Below are 15,595 nucleotides of genomic sequence, written 5' to 3' on the forward strand. Positions count from 1 at the left end.
GCCGGGCCTTCCCTTGGATCGGGCGTCTTGCCGCCCGCCCCTATCGTCCGCCAGGCGATCAGCCCAGCGCGAGCAGCGCCACGCCGGCCAGACCGACCACGGCACCCGTGCCGCGCAGCGCCAGGGCCCCCTTGCGACCCTCGACCAGACGGCGCAGCGACAAGGCGGCGCCGATCCCCGCACTGTGCAGCAGCGCGGTGGACAGGGCGAAGCCCAGGCCGTAGAGCAGCGGCTGCGCCGCCTCCGGCATCTCGGCGCCGTGGGCGTGGCCGTGGAACACGGCGAACAGGGCGACCACGCCGGCGGAGGCCAGCAGCGGCAGGCGGGATTGCAGGGCGATCAGGGCGCCCAGGGCGACCACGGACAGGACAATGCCAAGCTCGACCTGCGGCAGGCCGATGCCGGCCAGACCCAGCAGGCCGCCGCCGATCATCGCGCCGACGAAGGCTGCCGGCAGCGCCCACAGCGCCTTGCCGCCGCGCTGCGCGGCCCACAGGCCGACGGCGACCATCGCCAGCAGGTGATCCCAGCCGCCGACCGGATGCAGGAAACCATGGACGAGCCCGGCGTCGTGGGCGCCGAAGGTGTGGGCGAGCGCCGCGTTGGGCAGAGCGGCCAGAAGTGCCGCCGCGGTGGCCGACGCGAGAGCGAAACGTTTCATCCGTGAAAACCCCTGCTGTATCGTTGAGCGGCGCACGACCGACCCCTACCCCATCGCGCGCGAAGCGGTCGCCACTGTAGCAGAACCGTTCCGATTGGAAATGGCGGAGCGCTATGAAACTACGCCGGACCGCATGTTTGACGCATATCAATGTGCGGTTTCACCCCCCGGTCAAGATGACGCAGTTGTACTGATCGTTTCACGCTGGCTGCAAGTCACGCCGACCGTGTCACGACGACCGGCTTCCCCGCGTGAGGGCGCACGCATGTGTCTCGGCATTCCGATGCAGGTCCTGGAGACCGACGGCTTCACCGCGCGCTGCACCGGCCGGGGCGAGGAACGGCGCGTCAACGTCATGCTGATCGAGGACGTGCCGGAAGGCGGCTGGGTCCTGGTCCATCTCGACCGCGCCGTCCGCCCGCTGGAGGCTGAGGAGGTGGAGCCGCTGAACCGCGCGCTCGACGCCATCCTGCTGGCGGCGAAGGGGGAGAACGTGGACCACCTGTTCGCCGACCTGATCGAAAAGGCCACCGCATGACCTCCGTCGGTCCCGAGGCGGGCTTCGCCGCCGACGCGCGTCCCGCCTGCGGGTCCTGCGGCACGGTCTACGCCCCCGCGGCGGGCGATCCGGGACGGGACGTGCCGCCGGGAACGCCCTTCGGCGGCCTGCCGGACTATTGGCGCTGCCCAGGTTGCGGCGGCCCGCAGCATGGCTTCACCGTCGCGGCCCCGCCGGGCGCCGATCCCATGGATTTGCGGGTCGCCGCCCTGACCGCCAGCTACCGCCTGATCGCGGAGCGCGACATGGCCGGCGTTCCCATCTGCAACGCCGCGCTGTCGGTGGAGGCGCTGGGCTTCCGCCCCCATGGGCCGGGCTGGATCGGCTGCGTCATCGCCCCCTGGTTCCTCAACGCCGTGCTGATCCCGCGCGATCCCGCCCTGTGGGAGGACCGGCGCGACGGCGACAAGCTGGAGGTTGGCCTGCCCTCCGGCGCCTACCGCTTCACCGCGGCACGGGTGGGCGTTCTGGGGACGCTGGCGGTGATCCCGCTCGCCTCGGCCATGAACGTGTTCGCCGACCAGCAGGACGCTCGCGGCGGCGCCGTTCTGGCGCTCGATCATCTGATGCGGAACCCGCAGCCGGCGCCACGGCCCGAGCCGCCGCCGGCAAGCGACGCGGACGCCACGAAGCCCGCCCTGTCCCGCCGCTCCCTGTTCGGAGGTGGGCGGCGATGAGCGGGACGGGCGCCGGGCTGGAAGGCAGCGTGTCGGTGCGGCTGGAAACGGCCGCCGGACGGGTGCGCGCCGTGTCGGTGCAGGTCCGCCGCCCCGCCGCCGCCCGCGCCCTGTGCGGACGCACGCCCGACGAGGCGATGCGCCTCGTGCCGCTGCTGTTCAGCCTGTGCGGCACCGCCCAGTCGCTGGCCGCGCTTGAGGCTTTGGAGGATGCGCTCGGTCTCGACGCCCGCACGCACGCCACCGCCCGCGTCCTGCTGGCCGAGGCGGAAACCGCGACGAACCACGCGTGGCAGGTTCTGATGGACTGGCCGACCCGGCTGGGCGAGGCGCCACAACCCAGGGAACTGGCGGGCCTGCGTGCCGCGGCGGCGGCGATCCATCCCGCGCTCTACCCGGCCCGCGACGGGGTGCGTCCCGGCGGCGGTCTCCTGCGGCCCGACCGCGCCGCCCTGACCGCCGCCGTTGCCGCCCTGCGCGAGGGTGTGGAGCGCGCTGTCTTCGCCGCCCCGGTTCCTACCGACGCGGCGGACCTGGAGCGCTGGGCCGAGGCAGGCGAAACCGGCGCGGCGCGGCTGATGCAGCGCGTCCTGGCGCCGGGCATGGCCGGTTTCGGAGCCTGCGGCGTGCCGGCGCTGGAGCCACATCCGGCCCGCTGGTTCGGCGAACGGCTGTCCGCCGACGCGGCGTTTTCCGAGCGTCCCCGGCAGGACGGCGCCCCGGCCCACACCGGACCGCTGGCCCGCCAGAGCACGCACCCGCTGGTCGCCGCGCTGCTGTCGCGGCACGGCTCCGGTCTCGCCGCCCATGCCGCCGCGCGGCTTGTGGAGCTGGCGGGGTTGGCGGAGCGTCTGACGCGCTGGGCCGATCGCCTGGAGGACGCCGACCCGGCTCCGGACACCGGCAACGCGCGCTGCGGCGCGGGAAGCGGCGCCGTCGAGACCGCCCGCGGGCGCCTCGCCCACTGGCTGCGGCTTCAGGATGGCCGCATCGCCGATTGCCGCATCGTCGCGCCGACCGAATGGAACTTCGCCGCGGACGGGCCGCTGGCCCGGGGCTTGACCGGTGCCGTGGCCGACGGCGCGCTGGCCGGACGCGCGGCCTTGCTGGTGGGGGCGCTCGACCCCTGCGTGGCCCCGGCGATCACGATTCAGGACGAGGACTGACCCATGCACGAACTGGCGCTCAGCCAGGGCATCATCGATGTGATCCGCGATCAGGCGGCGGCCCAGGGATTCGCAAAGGTGAAAATGGTGCGTCTGGTCATCGGCACCCTGTCCCACGTCGAACCGCAGGCCATCGCCTTCGGCTTCGACGCGGTCAGCCGCGGCACCATCGCGGAGGGCGCCGTGCTGGACATCGAACGCCCGCCCGGTCAGGCCTTCTGCCTGTCCTGCGAGAAGCCGGTCCCGCTGCCCGAGCGGTCGGCCTCCTGCCCCGAATGCGACGGACACCAGCTCATGGTGACCGGCGGCGAGGAAATGCGCGTCAAGGAACTGGAGGTGGAGTGATGTGCACGGTCTGCGGCTGCGCCGAAGGCGAAACGAAAATCGAGGCCGGCCACGCGCACGGCCATCATCATCACCACCATGGCCATGACCATCCTCACGATCACGACCATGACCACCACCATCATCACGACCACAGCCACGAGCATGTCGGCCCGGACGGCAAGGTCTACCGGCACACCCACGGCGACGACCATGGGCATGGGCATGGGCATGGGCACGGGCATGACCACGGGACCATCGACCTCGGCCGCGGTCCGGCGGGGACGGAGGTGCCGGGCATGTCGCAGACCCGTCTGATCGCCATCGAACAGGACATCCTCGCCAAGAACGACAGCTTCGCCGCGGTGAACCGCCAGCTGTTCGCGGCGAAGGGCGTGTTCGTGCTGAACCTGATGTCCAGCCCCGGTTCGGGCAAGACGACCCTGTTGACCTGCACGTTGACCGACCTGAAGGGCCGGTTCCCGATGGCGGTGATCGAGGGCGACCAGCAGACCTCCTTCGATGCCGACCGCATCCGCGCCACCGGCACGCCGGCCATCCAGGTCAACACCGGCAGGGGCTGCCATCTCGACGCCCAGATGGTCACCCAGGCGGTGGGGCGCCTGCCGGTGGAGACGGGCAGCGTCCTGTTCATCGAGAATGTCGGCAACCTCGTCTGCCCGGCCGGCTTCGACCTCGGCGAGGCGCACAAGGTCGTCGTGCTCTCGGTGACGGAGGGGGAGGACAAGCCCCTGAAGTACCCGGCGATGTTCGCCGGCGCCGACCTGCTGCTGGTCAACAAGATCGATCTGCTGCCGCACCTGACCTTCGACGTGGCGCGCATGATCGCCTACGCCCGGCAACTCAAGCCCGACCTGCGCGTGATCGAGGTATCCGCGACCACCGGTCAGGGGCTTGAGGACTGGTACGGCTGGATCGCGGAGGGGCTTGCCAAGGCGGTCGCCGCGCGGTGAAACGGCTTCGCCTCCGGGTTCGCGGGCAGGTGCAGGGGGTCGGCTTCCGGCCCTTCCTGCATGGGCTGGCGCACCGCCTCGCCCTGACCGGCTGGGTGCTGAACGACGGGGCCGGGGTGCTGGCGGAGGTGCAGGGCGATGCTCTGGAGCGCTTTTTGGCGGCGCTCGCGGAGGACGCCCCGCCGCTGGCGCGGATCGACGCGATCGAAACGGACGCGATTCCCGCTCAACCCGATGAGACGGGCTTCGCCATCCTGGCCTCGCAGCGCGGAGCGGTGACCACCGGGATCGCCCCTGACGCCGCCGTCTGCCCGGCCTGTCTGGCCGAACTGTTCGACCCGGCGGACCGGCGCTACCGCTATCCTTTCCTCAACTGCACCCATTGCGGGCCGCGCTTCACCATCACGCGCGCCCTGCCCTACGACCGGCCGCAGACCGCCATGGCGGGCTTTCCCCTCTGCCCGGACTGCGCCGCCGAATACGCCGACCCCGCCGACCGCCGCTTCCACGCCCAGCCGACCGCCTGCCCATCCTGCGGCCCCCGCCTGTCCCACTCCATCGCGGAGGTGCTGGCCGCGCTGCGTGGCGGCCGGATCGTCGCCATCAAGGGGCTGGGCGGCTTCCACCTCGCCTGCGACGCGTTCGACGCGGCGGCGGTGGAGCGGCTGCGCGCCCGCAAGCAGCGCAACGGCAAGCCCTTCGCCTTGATGGTCGCCAACGTTGCGTCCGCGGAGCGGTTCGTGGAGATGGAAGCGGCGGAGCGGGCGTTGCTGGAGGGGGTGGCGCGGCCGGTGGTGCTGTTGCGGCGGCGTGAAGCCCCCACCCTTCCCGCTTCGCGGGCCCCTTCCCTCCCCCGCTCTCGGCGGACCGGAGGTCCGCCTGCCGCGTCAGCGCAAACCTTTGGTTTGCGCGAGAGCTTCGCAGGAGAGGGAGCTTTATCCCCTCCCCTGCGAAGCGGGGGAGGGTTAGGGAGGGGGCAAGCGTCATCCTCTTCGACACTTCCCGACGCCATCGCCCCCGGCCTCGCCTGGCTGGGGATCATGCTGCCCTACACGCCGATCCATCATCTGCTGTTCCACGAGGCCGCCGGGCGCCCGGACGGCACGGCGTGGCTGGAGCGGCCGCAGGACCTCACCCTGGTCATGACCTCCGCCAACCCCGGCGGCGAACCGCTCGCCATCGGCAACGACGAGGCGCGGCAACGGCTGGCGGGCATCGCCGACCTGATCGTCGACCATGACCGCGACATCCTGATCCGCGCCGACGACAGCGTGATGCGGGTGGTGGCGGGCGCGCCGGCTTTCCTGCGGCGGGGGCGCGGCCATGTGCCGGCCCCCATCCGTCTGCCGCGCTCCGGACCGCCGGTGCTGGCGGTCGGCGGGCACCAGAAGGCCACCGTCTGCCTGACCCGCGGCGACGAAGCCTTCCTCAGCCAGCACATCGGCGACCTCGACAACGCCGCGACCCTGGAGTTCCTGGAGGAGAGCGTCGCCCATCTGCGCCGCATCCTGGCGGTGGAGCCGGTGGCCATCGCCCACGACCTCCACCCCGATTTCCAGAGCACCCGCTTCGCCGAATCGCTCGGCCTGCCCACGCTGCCGGTGCAGCACCACCACGCCCACATCGCCGCGGTGCTGGCCGAACAGGGCGGGAAGGGCCCGGCGCTCGGACTGGCGCTGGACGGGTTCGGGCTGGGGGCGGACGGTGGGTCCTGGGGCGGAGAGATGCTGCTGGTGGACGGCGCCGGCTTCACGCGCCTCGGCCATCTGGCGCCGCTGGCCCAGCCGGGCGGCGACGTGGCGGCGCGTCAGCCCTGGCGCATGGCGGCGGCGGCGCTGGCCCGCATGGGGCGCGGCGCGGAGATCGCCGGGCGCTTCGCCGCCTGTGGCCCGGCCGAAGGCGTGCGGCGGATGATCGAGGCCGGCGTCAACGCCCCGCCGACCAGTTCCTGCGGGCGCTGGTTCGACGCCGCCTGCGGGCTGCTGGGAGTCCGTGCCTTCAACCCCGGGGGCGCCGGCTTTGAAGGCGAGGCTCCGATGGCCCTGGAATCGCTGGTGCGCCGCCCCACGGTGCTGGAGGGGGGCTGGCGGATCGACGGCGGCGTGCTGGACCTCACGCCCCTTCTCGAAAGTTTGTTGCAGATCAATGCGCAGGAAGGGGCGGAGCGGTTCCATGGAACCCTGGCGGCGGCGCTGGTCGCGTGGGCCATGCCTGAACTGGCGGCGCGCGGTCTCGACCGCGTCGTCCTGTCCGGCGGCTGCCTGATGAACGCCGTCCTGGCGGAGGGGCTGAGCGCCGGCTTCGCGGCGCGCGGCGTCACCGCGCTGCTGCCGCGCCGGGCGCCGGTCAACGACGGCGGGCTGAGCCTGGGACAGGCCTGGATCGCCGTGCAGAGTTTGCTTGAGGAAGGACCGCTCCCATGTGCCTCGCCGTTCCCGCCCGCGTGATCGAGCTTCTGGAGGACGACCGCGCCACCGTCAGCCTCGGCGGGGTGAAGGTCGCCTGCTCCCTGGCGCTGGTCGAAGGGGTGGCGGTGGGCGACTACGTGATCGTCCATGTCGGCTACGCCCTGTCCAAGCTCGACCCGGAGGAGGCGGAGCGCACGCTTGCCCTGCTCGCCGAAACCGGCACTGGCATCGGCGCCTTGCCGCCCGCTTCCGACGCCGCCTGACTTTGTGGACCCCGCCATGACCGACCGCCGCCTCTTCACCCGCAAGCTCGATCTCGCCCGCGGCGCCGTGGACATGAGCCACGGATCGGGCGGCAAGGCCATGGCCCAGCTGGTGCGGGAACTGTTCGCCGCCGCCTTCGCCAATCCCCTGCTCGACCAGGGCAACGATCAGGCGGCCTTCGACCCGCCCGCCGGGCGCATGGTGGTGACGACCGACGGCTTCGTCGTCTCGCCCCTGTTCTTTCCTGGCGGCGACATCGGGTCGCTGGCCGTGCACGGCACGGTGAACGACGTTGCCATGGCCGGGGCGGTGCCGCTCTATCTGACCGCCGGCTTCATCCTGGAGGAAGGATTTCCGCTGGCCGACCTGAAGCGGCTGGTGGAGAGCATGGCCCACGCCGCGCGCGAGGCCGGCGTGTCCATCGTGACCGGCGACACCAAGGTGGTGGAGCGGGGCAAGGGCGACGGCGTCTTCATCACCACCACCGGCATCGGCGTGGTGCCCCCCGGCGTCGCCCCGTCCGGCGAGCGGGCGCGGCCCGGCGACGCGATCCTGGTCAGCGGCACCATGGGTGACCACGGCGTCGCCATCATGTCCACCCGCGAGAATCTGAGCTTCGAGACGGACATCCGGTCGGACAGCGCAGCGCTGCACGGGCTGGTCGCCGACATGGTCGCGGCGGTGCCGGACGTCCATGTGCTGCGGGACCCGACCCGCGGCGGTCTGGCGACGACGCTGAACGAGATCGCCCACCAGTCGGGAGTCGGCATGCTGCTGCGCGAGGCTGACATCCCGCTGAAGGCGGAGGTCGCGGCGGCCTGCGAACTGCTCGGGCTCGATCCGCTGTACGTCGCCAACGAGGGCAAGCTGATCGCCATCTGCGCGGCAGAGGACGCGGACCGCCTGTTGGCAGCCATGCGCGCCCATCCGCTGGGCGCCGAGGCCGCCATCATCGGGACCGTGATCGAGGACTCGCACCGTTTCGTGCAGATGGAGACGCGCTTCGGCGGCAAGCGCATCGTCGATTGGCTGTCCGGCGAGCAGCTTCCCCGCATCTGCTGAGCCTTCGCTTCCACCGAAAGAGGCACCCCGCCAGCCCCGGCCCCGCCACCCGGCGTACCGCAATGGAACTGCGGCGGATCGGCCCAGCCGGGGGACCCCGGACGCGCCTCACGCGTTGCCTCCCCCGGAAGGCGGTCGTGTTTCCGCCAGCCGAATTGTGAGTACGGGGGATCGATGGGTATTCCGCAGTCCATCCAGTTGGGTGCTGCACCGCTGGAGCCGGCGACGCTCGCCGGCACGGCGTCCGCCGCGGAGCTGGTCGCGCGCTTGCCGGCCACGGCACCGCTGCATCGCAACCGGGTGAAACGGGCCTTCGACCTCGTGGGGTCGGTCGGGCTGATTCTGTTCTTCGGACCGCTGATGCTGATCGTCGGGCTTCTGATCACGCTGGACGGCGGCCCTGCGGTGTTCGGCCACCGGCGCATCGGGACGGAGGGCCGCGACTTCACCTGCTTGAAATTCCGCTCCATGGTGGTCAACGCGCCGGAGGTCTTCGAGAAGCTGATCGAATCCGACCCGGAGGCCCGCGCCGAGTGGGAGGCCACGCGCAAGCTGCGCAATGATCCCCGCATCACCTGGATCGGCCGTTTCCTGCGCCGCACCAGCCTGGACGAGCTGCCGCAGCTCTTCAACGTCCTGACCGGCGACATGAGCCTGGTCGGCCCGCGCCCCATCGTGCAGGAGGAGGTGGCGCGCTACCACGTCTGCTTCCCCTTCTACACGCGCTGCCGCCCCGGCCTGACCGGGCTGTGGCAGGTCAGCGGCCGCAACGACGTGGACTATGGCCGGCGGGTCCAGCTCGACACCGCCTATCTGCTGGGCTGGAGCCTGTGGGGCGACATCCGCATCCTGCTGCGCACGGTCGGCGTGATGCTCAGCGGAAAAGGTGCCTATTAAGGCGTAGAATCCCCGCGCCGGCGCTCTCCCCCGCCCGGAGAGTGGCGGCGCGACGGGTGGAGACATACATCCTATCCAGCGCGAGGCGACGGGTCCCGCGGCACCAGGGGGCAGGATTTGAGATTGCCCGGTCAACGTGCTAGGTTGCGAATGGACGACCGGCGGGACCGGCCGGAAGGCCATGTTCCGCTGTACAAACGCACATATGCACCGGCCTTGGGCGTCCGGCAGGCAAAACCCCTGGTACAATAAGGCTTGCAGTCGCGTTGATGGCTTTGATTCCGCCGGCCGGGCCGGTCAGTCAAGAGGGGCGCAGGATGGCGAAACTGCTGGCGGCGCTGTTGCTGCTGATGGTGGCGATGGGACCCGCCTGCGCGGTTGTGCCCGCCTCCCGCGCGGACACCAGCATCGCGCTGGACCATTACCGGCAGGAATTCGCGAAGGCCAAGGGCACCTCCAGCCTCCCCTCCCCGGCGGACCGCAACTATCTCCTCTTCTCCGACGTCCTGCGCCGCGTGCTGGCCGAACATGTGAAGCCGGGCACGCCGCAGGTTCTGGTCGAAAAGGCCGTCGCCGGCCTCCAGAAGAAGAAGAAGGAGGAGCCGGGGGCGACCGACCGGGCGCTGACCGAGGCGGCTCTGGACGCGATGCTGACCTCCCTCGACCCTTACTCGGCCTTTCTCGACTCGGAGCATTTCCGCTACATGCGGGAGCAGACCCAGGGCGAGTTCGGCGGGCTGGGCATCGAGGTGACGATGGACGAGGACAGCGGCCTGATCCGCGTCGTGTCCCCCATCGACGGCTCCCCCGCCGCCCGCGCCGGACTGCGCACCGGCGACCTGATCGCCCGCATCGACGAGGCGCAGGTCAAGGGCATGAACCTGCGCGACGCGGTGGCACGCATGCGCGGCCCGGTCGGCACCTCGGTCGCCCTGACCATGCGCCGCAACGGCAGCGGCAGCGGCAGCGGCAGCGGGAACAGCGGCAACAGCGGTCCCGACGCGCCGTTTCGCGTGTCGCTGACCCGCGCCATCGTGAAGATCCAGCCCGTGCGCTACCGGCTGGAGGGCGACGTCGCCTACATCCGCATCGCCGCCTTCAACCAGCAGACCTCCCACGCCCTGGACGATGCGGTGGAGGAGATGCGCCGGCAGGCCCATGGCCGGCTGGCCGGAGCGGTGCTGGATCTGCGCAACAACCCCGGCGGCCTGCTCGATCAGGCGGTGAACGTCGCCGACCGCTTCCTGGAAGCGGTGGACATCGTGTCGGTGCGCGGCCGTGACCCGGACGAGAACCGCCGCTACACCGGCACGCCGGGCGACCTGCTGGCCGGGCTGCCCATCGTCCTGCTGATCAACAGCGGATCAGCCTCGGCGTCGGAGATCGTCGCGGGCGCCCTTCAGGACCACAGCCGGGCGCTGCTGTTCGGCACGCGCAGCTACGGCAAGGGCTCGGTGCAGACCATCTCGTCGCTGTCCGGCGACATCGGCATCCGCCTGACCACGGCCCGCTACTTCCGCCCATCGGGCGGGCTGGTCGACTGCTTCGGCGTGTCGCCGAACCTGGAGATCAAGCCGGCCAACGACAACAGCGAGGAAACGCATCCCGACCCGGCGACCTGCGACCCGCACGCCACTCCGCCGCCACCGCCGCGCGCTTGGCAGATTGAGGATCTGTGCCCGGACGTGGCCGCCGCCCCGTCGAAGCCCGACGCCGACCGCCCACTGGACTGCGCCGTCGCCGCCATCCGCACCCGCCTGATGGGCACATTGATCGGGCGGCCGTAAGCCCCGCCCCTTTCAACCCCGCCCCATTCAACGATGCCCAACAAAAAAACCCGCCGCTCCAATGGAACGGCGGGCTTTTTCTTTGTGCCCCACGCACCGTTTCAGACCCTATGGGCGGATCGTGACGGTGATGGGAATGGTGCTGCTTCCGCGACCGGACGTGTGGGGATGGGTCCGCCCCGCCCCCTCACACCCGGCTGTTCGACGTCAGACCACTTCGACGCGCTGCGCTTCCGGACCCTTGACGCCCTGGCGGACGGTGACCCGCACCTGCTCGCCGTCGGCGAGCACGTCCAGGCCCGAACGCTCCAGAGCGCGGATGTGGACGAAGATGTCCTTGCCGCCGGTGGACGGGGCGATGAAGCCGAAGCCCTTCGACACGTTGAACCACTTCACGGTGCCGTCGACCGTCTCCTCGGCGCCGCCGGCGCCACCGCCGTAGCTGCCGCCACCGCCGTAGCCGCCGCCGTAGCTGTCGCTGCGCGGAGCGCGCGCCGCCGGGCGCGGGGACTCGCTGGCGGTCGAGGTGTCGACGTCGTGGATGGTGGCGACCTGCGGGCCCTTCGGGCCGCGGGACAGGTCACAGGTGATGGTGGCACCCTCGGGCAGGCTGTCGTGTCCGCAGAACTGCAGAACCGTGGAATGCAGGAAGGCATCCGGCGAGCCGTCTTCGGGCGTGACGAAGCCGAAGCCCTTGGTCGCGTTGAACCACTTGACGGTGGCGCGGATGTTGCGCTGGGTGATCTCGGGAGCGCGGAAGCTGTTGCGCTGCGGACGGTCGAACATACGTGGTCTCATCTGTCGTGATAGGCCATGCCCCAACCGGCGGAACATGGCCCCCCGAAGATGATCCGTTCCGCAGCGCTTTTCAATTGAGATCGCGCGAGCCGGAAAGAAAGATTCGGCCAAAAAGCGGCCAAAGGCCGCCCGGCGGTCACCGGGCGACCAAAAATATCGCAATTGCTGCGAGAATCGGCGGATTGCCGGTCAAGTTTGGACGGTCAGGCCGCACCGCAGCACTTCTTGTACTTCTTGCCGCTGCCGCAGGGGCAGGGATCGTTCCGGCCGACCTTGGGGCCGCTGCGCGGGCGGGCGCCCAGCGTGCCGTCCACATAGTACCAGCGGCCGTCCCGCTTGGTGAAGCGGCTGGTCTCGTGATGCTTCTGCGGCTTGCCGTTCATGGTGAAGTGGGCGACGAACTCGACCACGCCGTCCTCGTCCTCCGCCCGTCCGGCCTCGGTGGCACGGACTTCCAGGCCGGTCCACTGGCTGTTGGCGGCCCAGGTCTCGATCTCCTTGCGGTCGAAGTCTTCTCGGGTCTCCGGCAGCAGCGTCTCCTGCAGATAGTCGATCTTCCCGCAGGCAAAGGCCGAATAGCGCGACCGCATCAGCGCTTCGGCGGTCGGCGCCGGCGCGCTGCCGTCCAGATAGGGGCCGCAGCAGGCATCCAGGGGCTTGCCGGAGCGGCAGGGGCATTCGGTGGTGGCGGTGGTGGTCATGACTTCCGGCCTCTCGATTTGAGGGCGCCATGCATAGCGCAGCCGGCGCGCCCCGCCAAGCGTCAAGGCCTTCGATTGGTTGCGTGAATTGGCCGCCGCAAATTCCCCTGAACCGGACCGGCATTCGCGCTAACCTGTACAAAACAGGGGCGCCCGGCCCGGAGCGATGGAACCGGTGATGACCAGAAGCGGAGCCGACCTTCCCACGCGGCGCATCGCCGCCGACACCGTGCTGATCCGCCAGGGCGAGGCCGGGGACTGCGCCTGGCTGATCCAGTCGGGCGAGTTGGAGGTTCTGCTGGACGGCCCGGACGGCCCGCGCCGCCTGGGCACCGTCGGCGCCAACGCCATCGTCGGGGAGATGGCGCTGCTGGACGACGGGCTGCGCAGCGCCACGGTGCGCGCCCTGACGCCCGTCGAGGCCGTGGAACTGTCGCGCGACACCTTCCGCGCGCTGCGCGGCCGCTGCCCGCCGCTGACCTCCTACCTGCTGGAGAGCCTCGTCGCCGCGATCCGCCGCAGCTACGGCCTGTCCCAGCCCGAGCGGCAGGAGGGCGGCGCCGCCATCCGCTCCTCCGATTCCTTCGCCACGGTGGCCGACCGCCGCATGTTCCGCCACGGCCACAGCTTCTTCCGCCAGGGGGACGAGGGAACGGCGGCCTACCTGATCCAGTCCGGCTCGGTCGGCGTTCAGCGCGACGGCGCCGACCTCGGCGTGCTGGGTCCGGGGCGCATCTTCGGGGAATTGGCCCTCCTCGCCAACCGGCCGCGCGCCGCCACCATCGTTGCGCTGGAGGCCACGGTCTGCGAAATCATCCGCAAGGACCAGTTCGCCAAAGCCATCGAGACGATGCCGCCCATCCTGCGCTCGCTGACGCGCATCTACATCGAGCAGCTGTCCGGCGGACGCCTCCTGCCCCACCACGCCGAACCCGCAAGAACCGACTCTCCATGACTCCCAAGACCACCAAAGCCGTCCGCGTCAAGGTTCCCCGCCCGCAGCCCGATCTGTCCTTCGAGATCGCCTTGGGCCAGGGTCGGCTGGTCTGCGGCATCGACGAGGTGGGGCGCGGCCCGCTCGCTGGCCCGGTGGTCACCGCCGCCGTGGTGCTGCCGGCGGGCGGCCTGCCCGACGCGCTGGCCCGCGCCATCAACGACAGCAAGGCGCTGAGCCTGCGCGCCCGCGAGGCGCTGGAGCCGGAGATCCGCGCCCACGCCCTGGCCGTCGCGCTGGCCGAGGCGTCCGCGGCGGAGATCGACAAACTCAACATCCACAAGGCCACTCTGCTGGCCATGAAACGCGCCTACGAGGCGCTGCCCGGCGAGCCACCCGCCGTCGCGCTGATCGACGGCAAGTTCAAGCCCGCCCTGTCCTGCCTGATGGAGGCCATCGTCAAGGGCGACGGGCGCAGCCAGTCGATCGCCGCGGCCTCCATCGTCGCCAAGGTGGCGCGCGACCGCGAGATGATGCGGCTGGCGGAGCTTCACCCGCAGTACGGCTGGGACCGCAACGCCGGCTACCCGACGCCGGAGCATCTGGAGGCGTTGCGCCGCCACGGCGTGACGCCCCACCACCGAGTCACTTTTGCACCAGTCCGCGCCCAAATCGAACGGGCCGGCTGACCGCCGCGATTCCGGGGCAAGAAATCAGTTGACGGCGACTCGGCGGCGAATCATTGTCGCAACGACTGATTCGCTGTTTTGGTTTCGTCAATGCTCCCCCTGAACAAAATTCTCGTGGGCGATTGCATCGCCCTCATGAATGAAATGCCGGCTGAATCGGTGGACCTTGTCTTTGCCGATCCGCCTTATAACCTCCAATTGGGGGGCGAACTCTTGCGCCCGAACCATTCCCGTGTCGACGGAGTGGAAGAGGACTGGGACAAGTTCGAGGATTTCGAGACCTACGACCGCTTCACGCGGGACTGGCTCGCCGCGGCCCGCCGCATCCTGAAGCCCGAGGGATCGTTGTGGGTGATCGGCAGCTACCACAACATCTTCCGTGTCGGCGCCACGCTGCAGAATCTGGGCTTCTGGATTCTGAACGACATCGTGTGGCGCAAGACCAACCCGATGCCGAACTTCCGCGGCACGCGCTTCGCCAACGCGCATGAGACCATGATCTGGGCCTCGCGCGAGAAGGACGCCCGCTACCGCTTCAACTACGACGCGATGAAGGCGCTGAACGACGATTTGCAGATGCGCAGCGACTGGCTGCTGCCGATCTGCAACGGCGCGGAGCGCCTGCGCGACGAGGACGGCCGCAAGGCCCACCCGACGCAGAAGCCGGAATCGCTTCTCTACCGCGTCATCCTGTCCTCCTCCCGCCCCGGCGACACGGTTCTGGACCCCTTCTTCGGCACCGGCACCACGGGTGCCGTGGCGAAGCGGCTGGGCCGCAACTGGATCGGGCTGGAGCGCGACCCGACCTACGCCAAGGCGGCCACCGCCCGCATCGAAGCCGTGGAGGAGGCGCCCGACGCCGCCGTCCTGGACACGCCGCCGAAGCGGTCGGCCCCGCGCATCCCCTTCGGCTGGGTGGTGGAGCGCGGCCTGCTGCGCCCCGGCACGTCGCTGTTCGACCTGCGCCGCCGCGTGGTCGCCCGCGTGCGCGCCGACGGCACGCTGATCGGGGCCGGCCCGCGCGGCGAGCATCGCGGGTCCATCCATCAGGTGGGCGCCGCCATGGCCGGACTTCCGGCCTGCAACGGCTGGACCTTCTGGCACTATGAGGACGGCGGCGACCTCCGCCCCATCGACGTGCTGCGCGAGCGCATCCGCTCCGAAGCCCCCGTCTGATCTCCACCGCCGGACTTGAGGCGGGGCGGCCCTCCGTGCCGTCCCGTTCCCGCAAGTTCGGCATTGGAGCCCTTCATCGATTGCCGCCCGCATGCCTTGGCAGGACGGGGACGGCGTGATAGGCGTGTGCGCCATGAACAAGCTCTTCGCCACTGTCACGGCTCCGGCGCCCCGTTCGGCCCCGGCGGCGCTTTCCACCCGTTGCTTCGTGCGCGATCTGGTCATGGATGCGCTGATCGGCGTCTATGCCCACGAACGCATCAAGCCGCAGCGCATCCGCCTGAGCCTCGACCTGGACGTCGTCGCCCCCGGCGTCACCGGCGAGGACATGGCGGCGGTGGTAAAAGGGCTGGTCAGCCAGGGTCACGTCACCCTGATCGAAACGCTGGCGGAGCGGATCGCCGAGCGATGCTTGTCCGACGAGCGGATCGCCAGCGTCAAGGTGCGGGTGGAGAAGCTGGACGTGTTTCCGGACGCCGCCAGCGTCGGCGTCGAGATCGAACGCGCCCGGGCCTGAA

Annotated in this window: 17 protein-coding genes; 14 read left to right on the forward strand and 3 right to left on the reverse strand. The window is 70.6% G+C overall.

Annotated elements, in window-relative coordinates; all coding sequences use genetic code 11:
- Nucleotides 1-58: 58 nt before the first annotated feature.
- Nucleotides 59-661 carry a HupE/UreJ family protein gene (locus ACWPN7_RS06800; RefSeq protein ID WP_459197188.1) on the reverse strand — a complete coding sequence of 201 codons (603 nt, stop codon included), beginning with the start codon at nt 659-661 and terminating at the stop codon, nt 59-61.
- 265 nt (nt 662-926) lie between these two features.
- Between ACWPN7_RS06800 and ACWPN7_RS06805 the strand changes: the two genes are divergently transcribed.
- The 10 genes from ACWPN7_RS06805 to ACWPN7_RS06850 all read left to right on the forward strand — a co-directional run bounded on the left by ACWPN7_RS06805 (nt 927) and on the right by ACWPN7_RS06850 (nt 10,779).
- On the forward strand, nt 927-1,199 hold the full coding sequence (locus ACWPN7_RS06805) for a HypC/HybG/HupF family hydrogenase formation chaperone (protein ID WP_040134840.1): 273 nt from the start codon (nt 927-929) through the stop codon (nt 1,197-1,199).
- Nucleotides 1,196-1,897 carry a [NiFe]-hydrogenase assembly chaperone HybE gene (hybE, locus tag ACWPN7_RS06810; RefSeq protein WP_149649780.1) on the forward strand — a complete coding sequence of 234 codons (702 nt, stop codon included), beginning with the start codon at nt 1,196-1,198 and terminating at the stop codon, nt 1,895-1,897. Before ACWPN7_RS06805 ends, hybE begins: the two co-directional genes overlap by 4 nt.
- Entirely contained in the window at nt 1,894-3,063 is a 1,170-nt protein-coding gene (locus ACWPN7_RS06815; RefSeq protein WP_459197187.1) for a nickel-dependent hydrogenase large subunit, read from the forward strand. The genes hybE and ACWPN7_RS06815 overlap by 4 nt, the downstream gene beginning before the upstream one ends.
- A 3-nt stretch (nt 3,064-3,066) precedes the next feature.
- Nucleotides 3,067-3,408 carry a hydrogenase maturation nickel metallochaperone HypA gene (hypA, locus tag ACWPN7_RS06820; protein WP_040134843.1) on the forward strand — a complete coding sequence of 114 codons (342 nt, stop codon included), beginning with the start codon at nt 3,067-3,069 and terminating at the stop codon, nt 3,406-3,408.
- Nucleotides 3,408-4,361 carry a hydrogenase nickel incorporation protein HypB gene (hypB, locus tag ACWPN7_RS06825; protein ID WP_459197186.1) on the forward strand — a complete coding sequence of 318 codons (954 nt, stop codon included), beginning with the start codon at nt 3,408-3,410 and terminating at the stop codon, nt 4,359-4,361. The genes hypA and hypB overlap by 1 nt, the downstream gene beginning before the upstream one ends.
- Complete coding sequence (locus tag ACWPN7_RS06830) at nt 4,358-6,808, forward strand: carbamoyltransferase HypF (protein WP_459197185.1); 2,451 nt, start codon at nt 4,358-4,360, stop codon at nt 6,806-6,808. Before hypB ends, ACWPN7_RS06830 begins: the two co-directional genes overlap by 4 nt.
- The gene (locus ACWPN7_RS06835) at nt 6,781-7,032 is read left to right on the forward strand and encodes a HypC/HybG/HupF family hydrogenase formation chaperone (RefSeq protein ID WP_459197184.1); all 252 of its coding nucleotides are present in this window, start codon (nt 6,781-6,783) and stop codon (nt 7,030-7,032) included. The genes ACWPN7_RS06830 and ACWPN7_RS06835 overlap by 28 nt, the downstream gene beginning before the upstream one ends.
- A gap of 16 nt (nt 7,033-7,048) precedes the next feature.
- Nucleotides 7,049-8,095 (forward strand): hydrogenase expression/formation protein HypE, encoded by a 1,047-nt coding sequence (gene hypE, locus ACWPN7_RS06840; RefSeq protein ID WP_459197183.1) that lies wholly within the window; start codon nt 7,049-7,051, stop codon nt 8,093-8,095.
- A gap of 174 nt (nt 8,096-8,269) precedes the next feature.
- Nucleotides 8,270-8,992: a sugar transferase gene (locus ACWPN7_RS06845; protein WP_247891973.1), complete on the forward strand. Its 723-nt coding sequence runs from the start codon at nt 8,270-8,272 to the stop codon at nt 8,990-8,992.
- A 317-nt stretch (nt 8,993-9,309) separates the two neighbouring features.
- Nucleotides 9,310-10,779, forward strand: a complete 1,470-nt coding sequence (locus ACWPN7_RS06850; protein WP_407824085.1) for a S41 family peptidase — start codon at nt 9,310-9,312, stop codon at nt 10,777-10,779.
- Between the two features lie 207 nt (nt 10,780-10,986).
- On the opposite strand, the gene ACWPN7_RS06855 is transcribed toward ACWPN7_RS06850, so the two are convergent.
- Both ACWPN7_RS06855 and ACWPN7_RS06860 read right to left on the reverse strand, forming a co-directional pair.
- Nucleotides 10,987-11,565: a cold-shock protein gene (locus ACWPN7_RS06855; protein WP_040134852.1), complete on the reverse strand. Its 579-nt coding sequence runs from the start codon at nt 11,563-11,565 to the stop codon at nt 10,987-10,989.
- Between the two features lie 215 nt (nt 11,566-11,780).
- Nucleotides 11,781-12,278: a YchJ family protein gene (locus ACWPN7_RS06860; RefSeq protein ID WP_040134853.1), complete on the reverse strand. Its 498-nt coding sequence runs from the start codon at nt 12,276-12,278 to the stop codon at nt 11,781-11,783.
- A gap of 178 nt (nt 12,279-12,456) precedes the next feature.
- Here ACWPN7_RS06860 and ACWPN7_RS06865 point away from each other — a divergent pair, with 178 nt between their 5' ends.
- The 4 genes from ACWPN7_RS06865 to ACWPN7_RS06880 all read left to right on the forward strand — a co-directional run bounded on the left by ACWPN7_RS06865 (nt 12,457) and on the right by ACWPN7_RS06880 (nt 15,594).
- Nucleotides 12,457-13,233 (forward strand): cyclic nucleotide-binding domain-containing protein, encoded by a 777-nt coding sequence (locus ACWPN7_RS06865; protein ID WP_247887704.1) that lies wholly within the window; start codon nt 12,457-12,459, stop codon nt 13,231-13,233.
- Complete coding sequence (gene rnhB / locus ACWPN7_RS06870) at nt 13,230-13,901, forward strand: ribonuclease HII (protein WP_103039626.1); 672 nt, start codon at nt 13,230-13,232, stop codon at nt 13,899-13,901. The genes ACWPN7_RS06865 and rnhB overlap by 4 nt, the downstream gene beginning before the upstream one ends.
- A gap of 90 nt (nt 13,902-13,991) precedes the next feature.
- A complete protein-coding gene (locus ACWPN7_RS06875; RefSeq protein WP_040134857.1) occupies nt 13,992-15,077 on the forward strand; it encodes a site-specific DNA-methyltransferase in 1,086 nt (361 codons plus the stop codon).
- A 133-nt stretch (nt 15,078-15,210) separates the two neighbouring features.
- Nucleotides 15,211-15,594, forward strand: coding sequence for a dihydroneopterin aldolase (locus ACWPN7_RS06880; protein WP_040134860.1), 384 nt, complete (start codon nt 15,211-15,213; stop codon nt 15,592-15,594).
- The last annotated feature ends 1 nt before the right edge of the window (nt 15,595 follow it).

Source organism: Azospirillum sp. UENF 312511 (assembly GCF_058780635.1).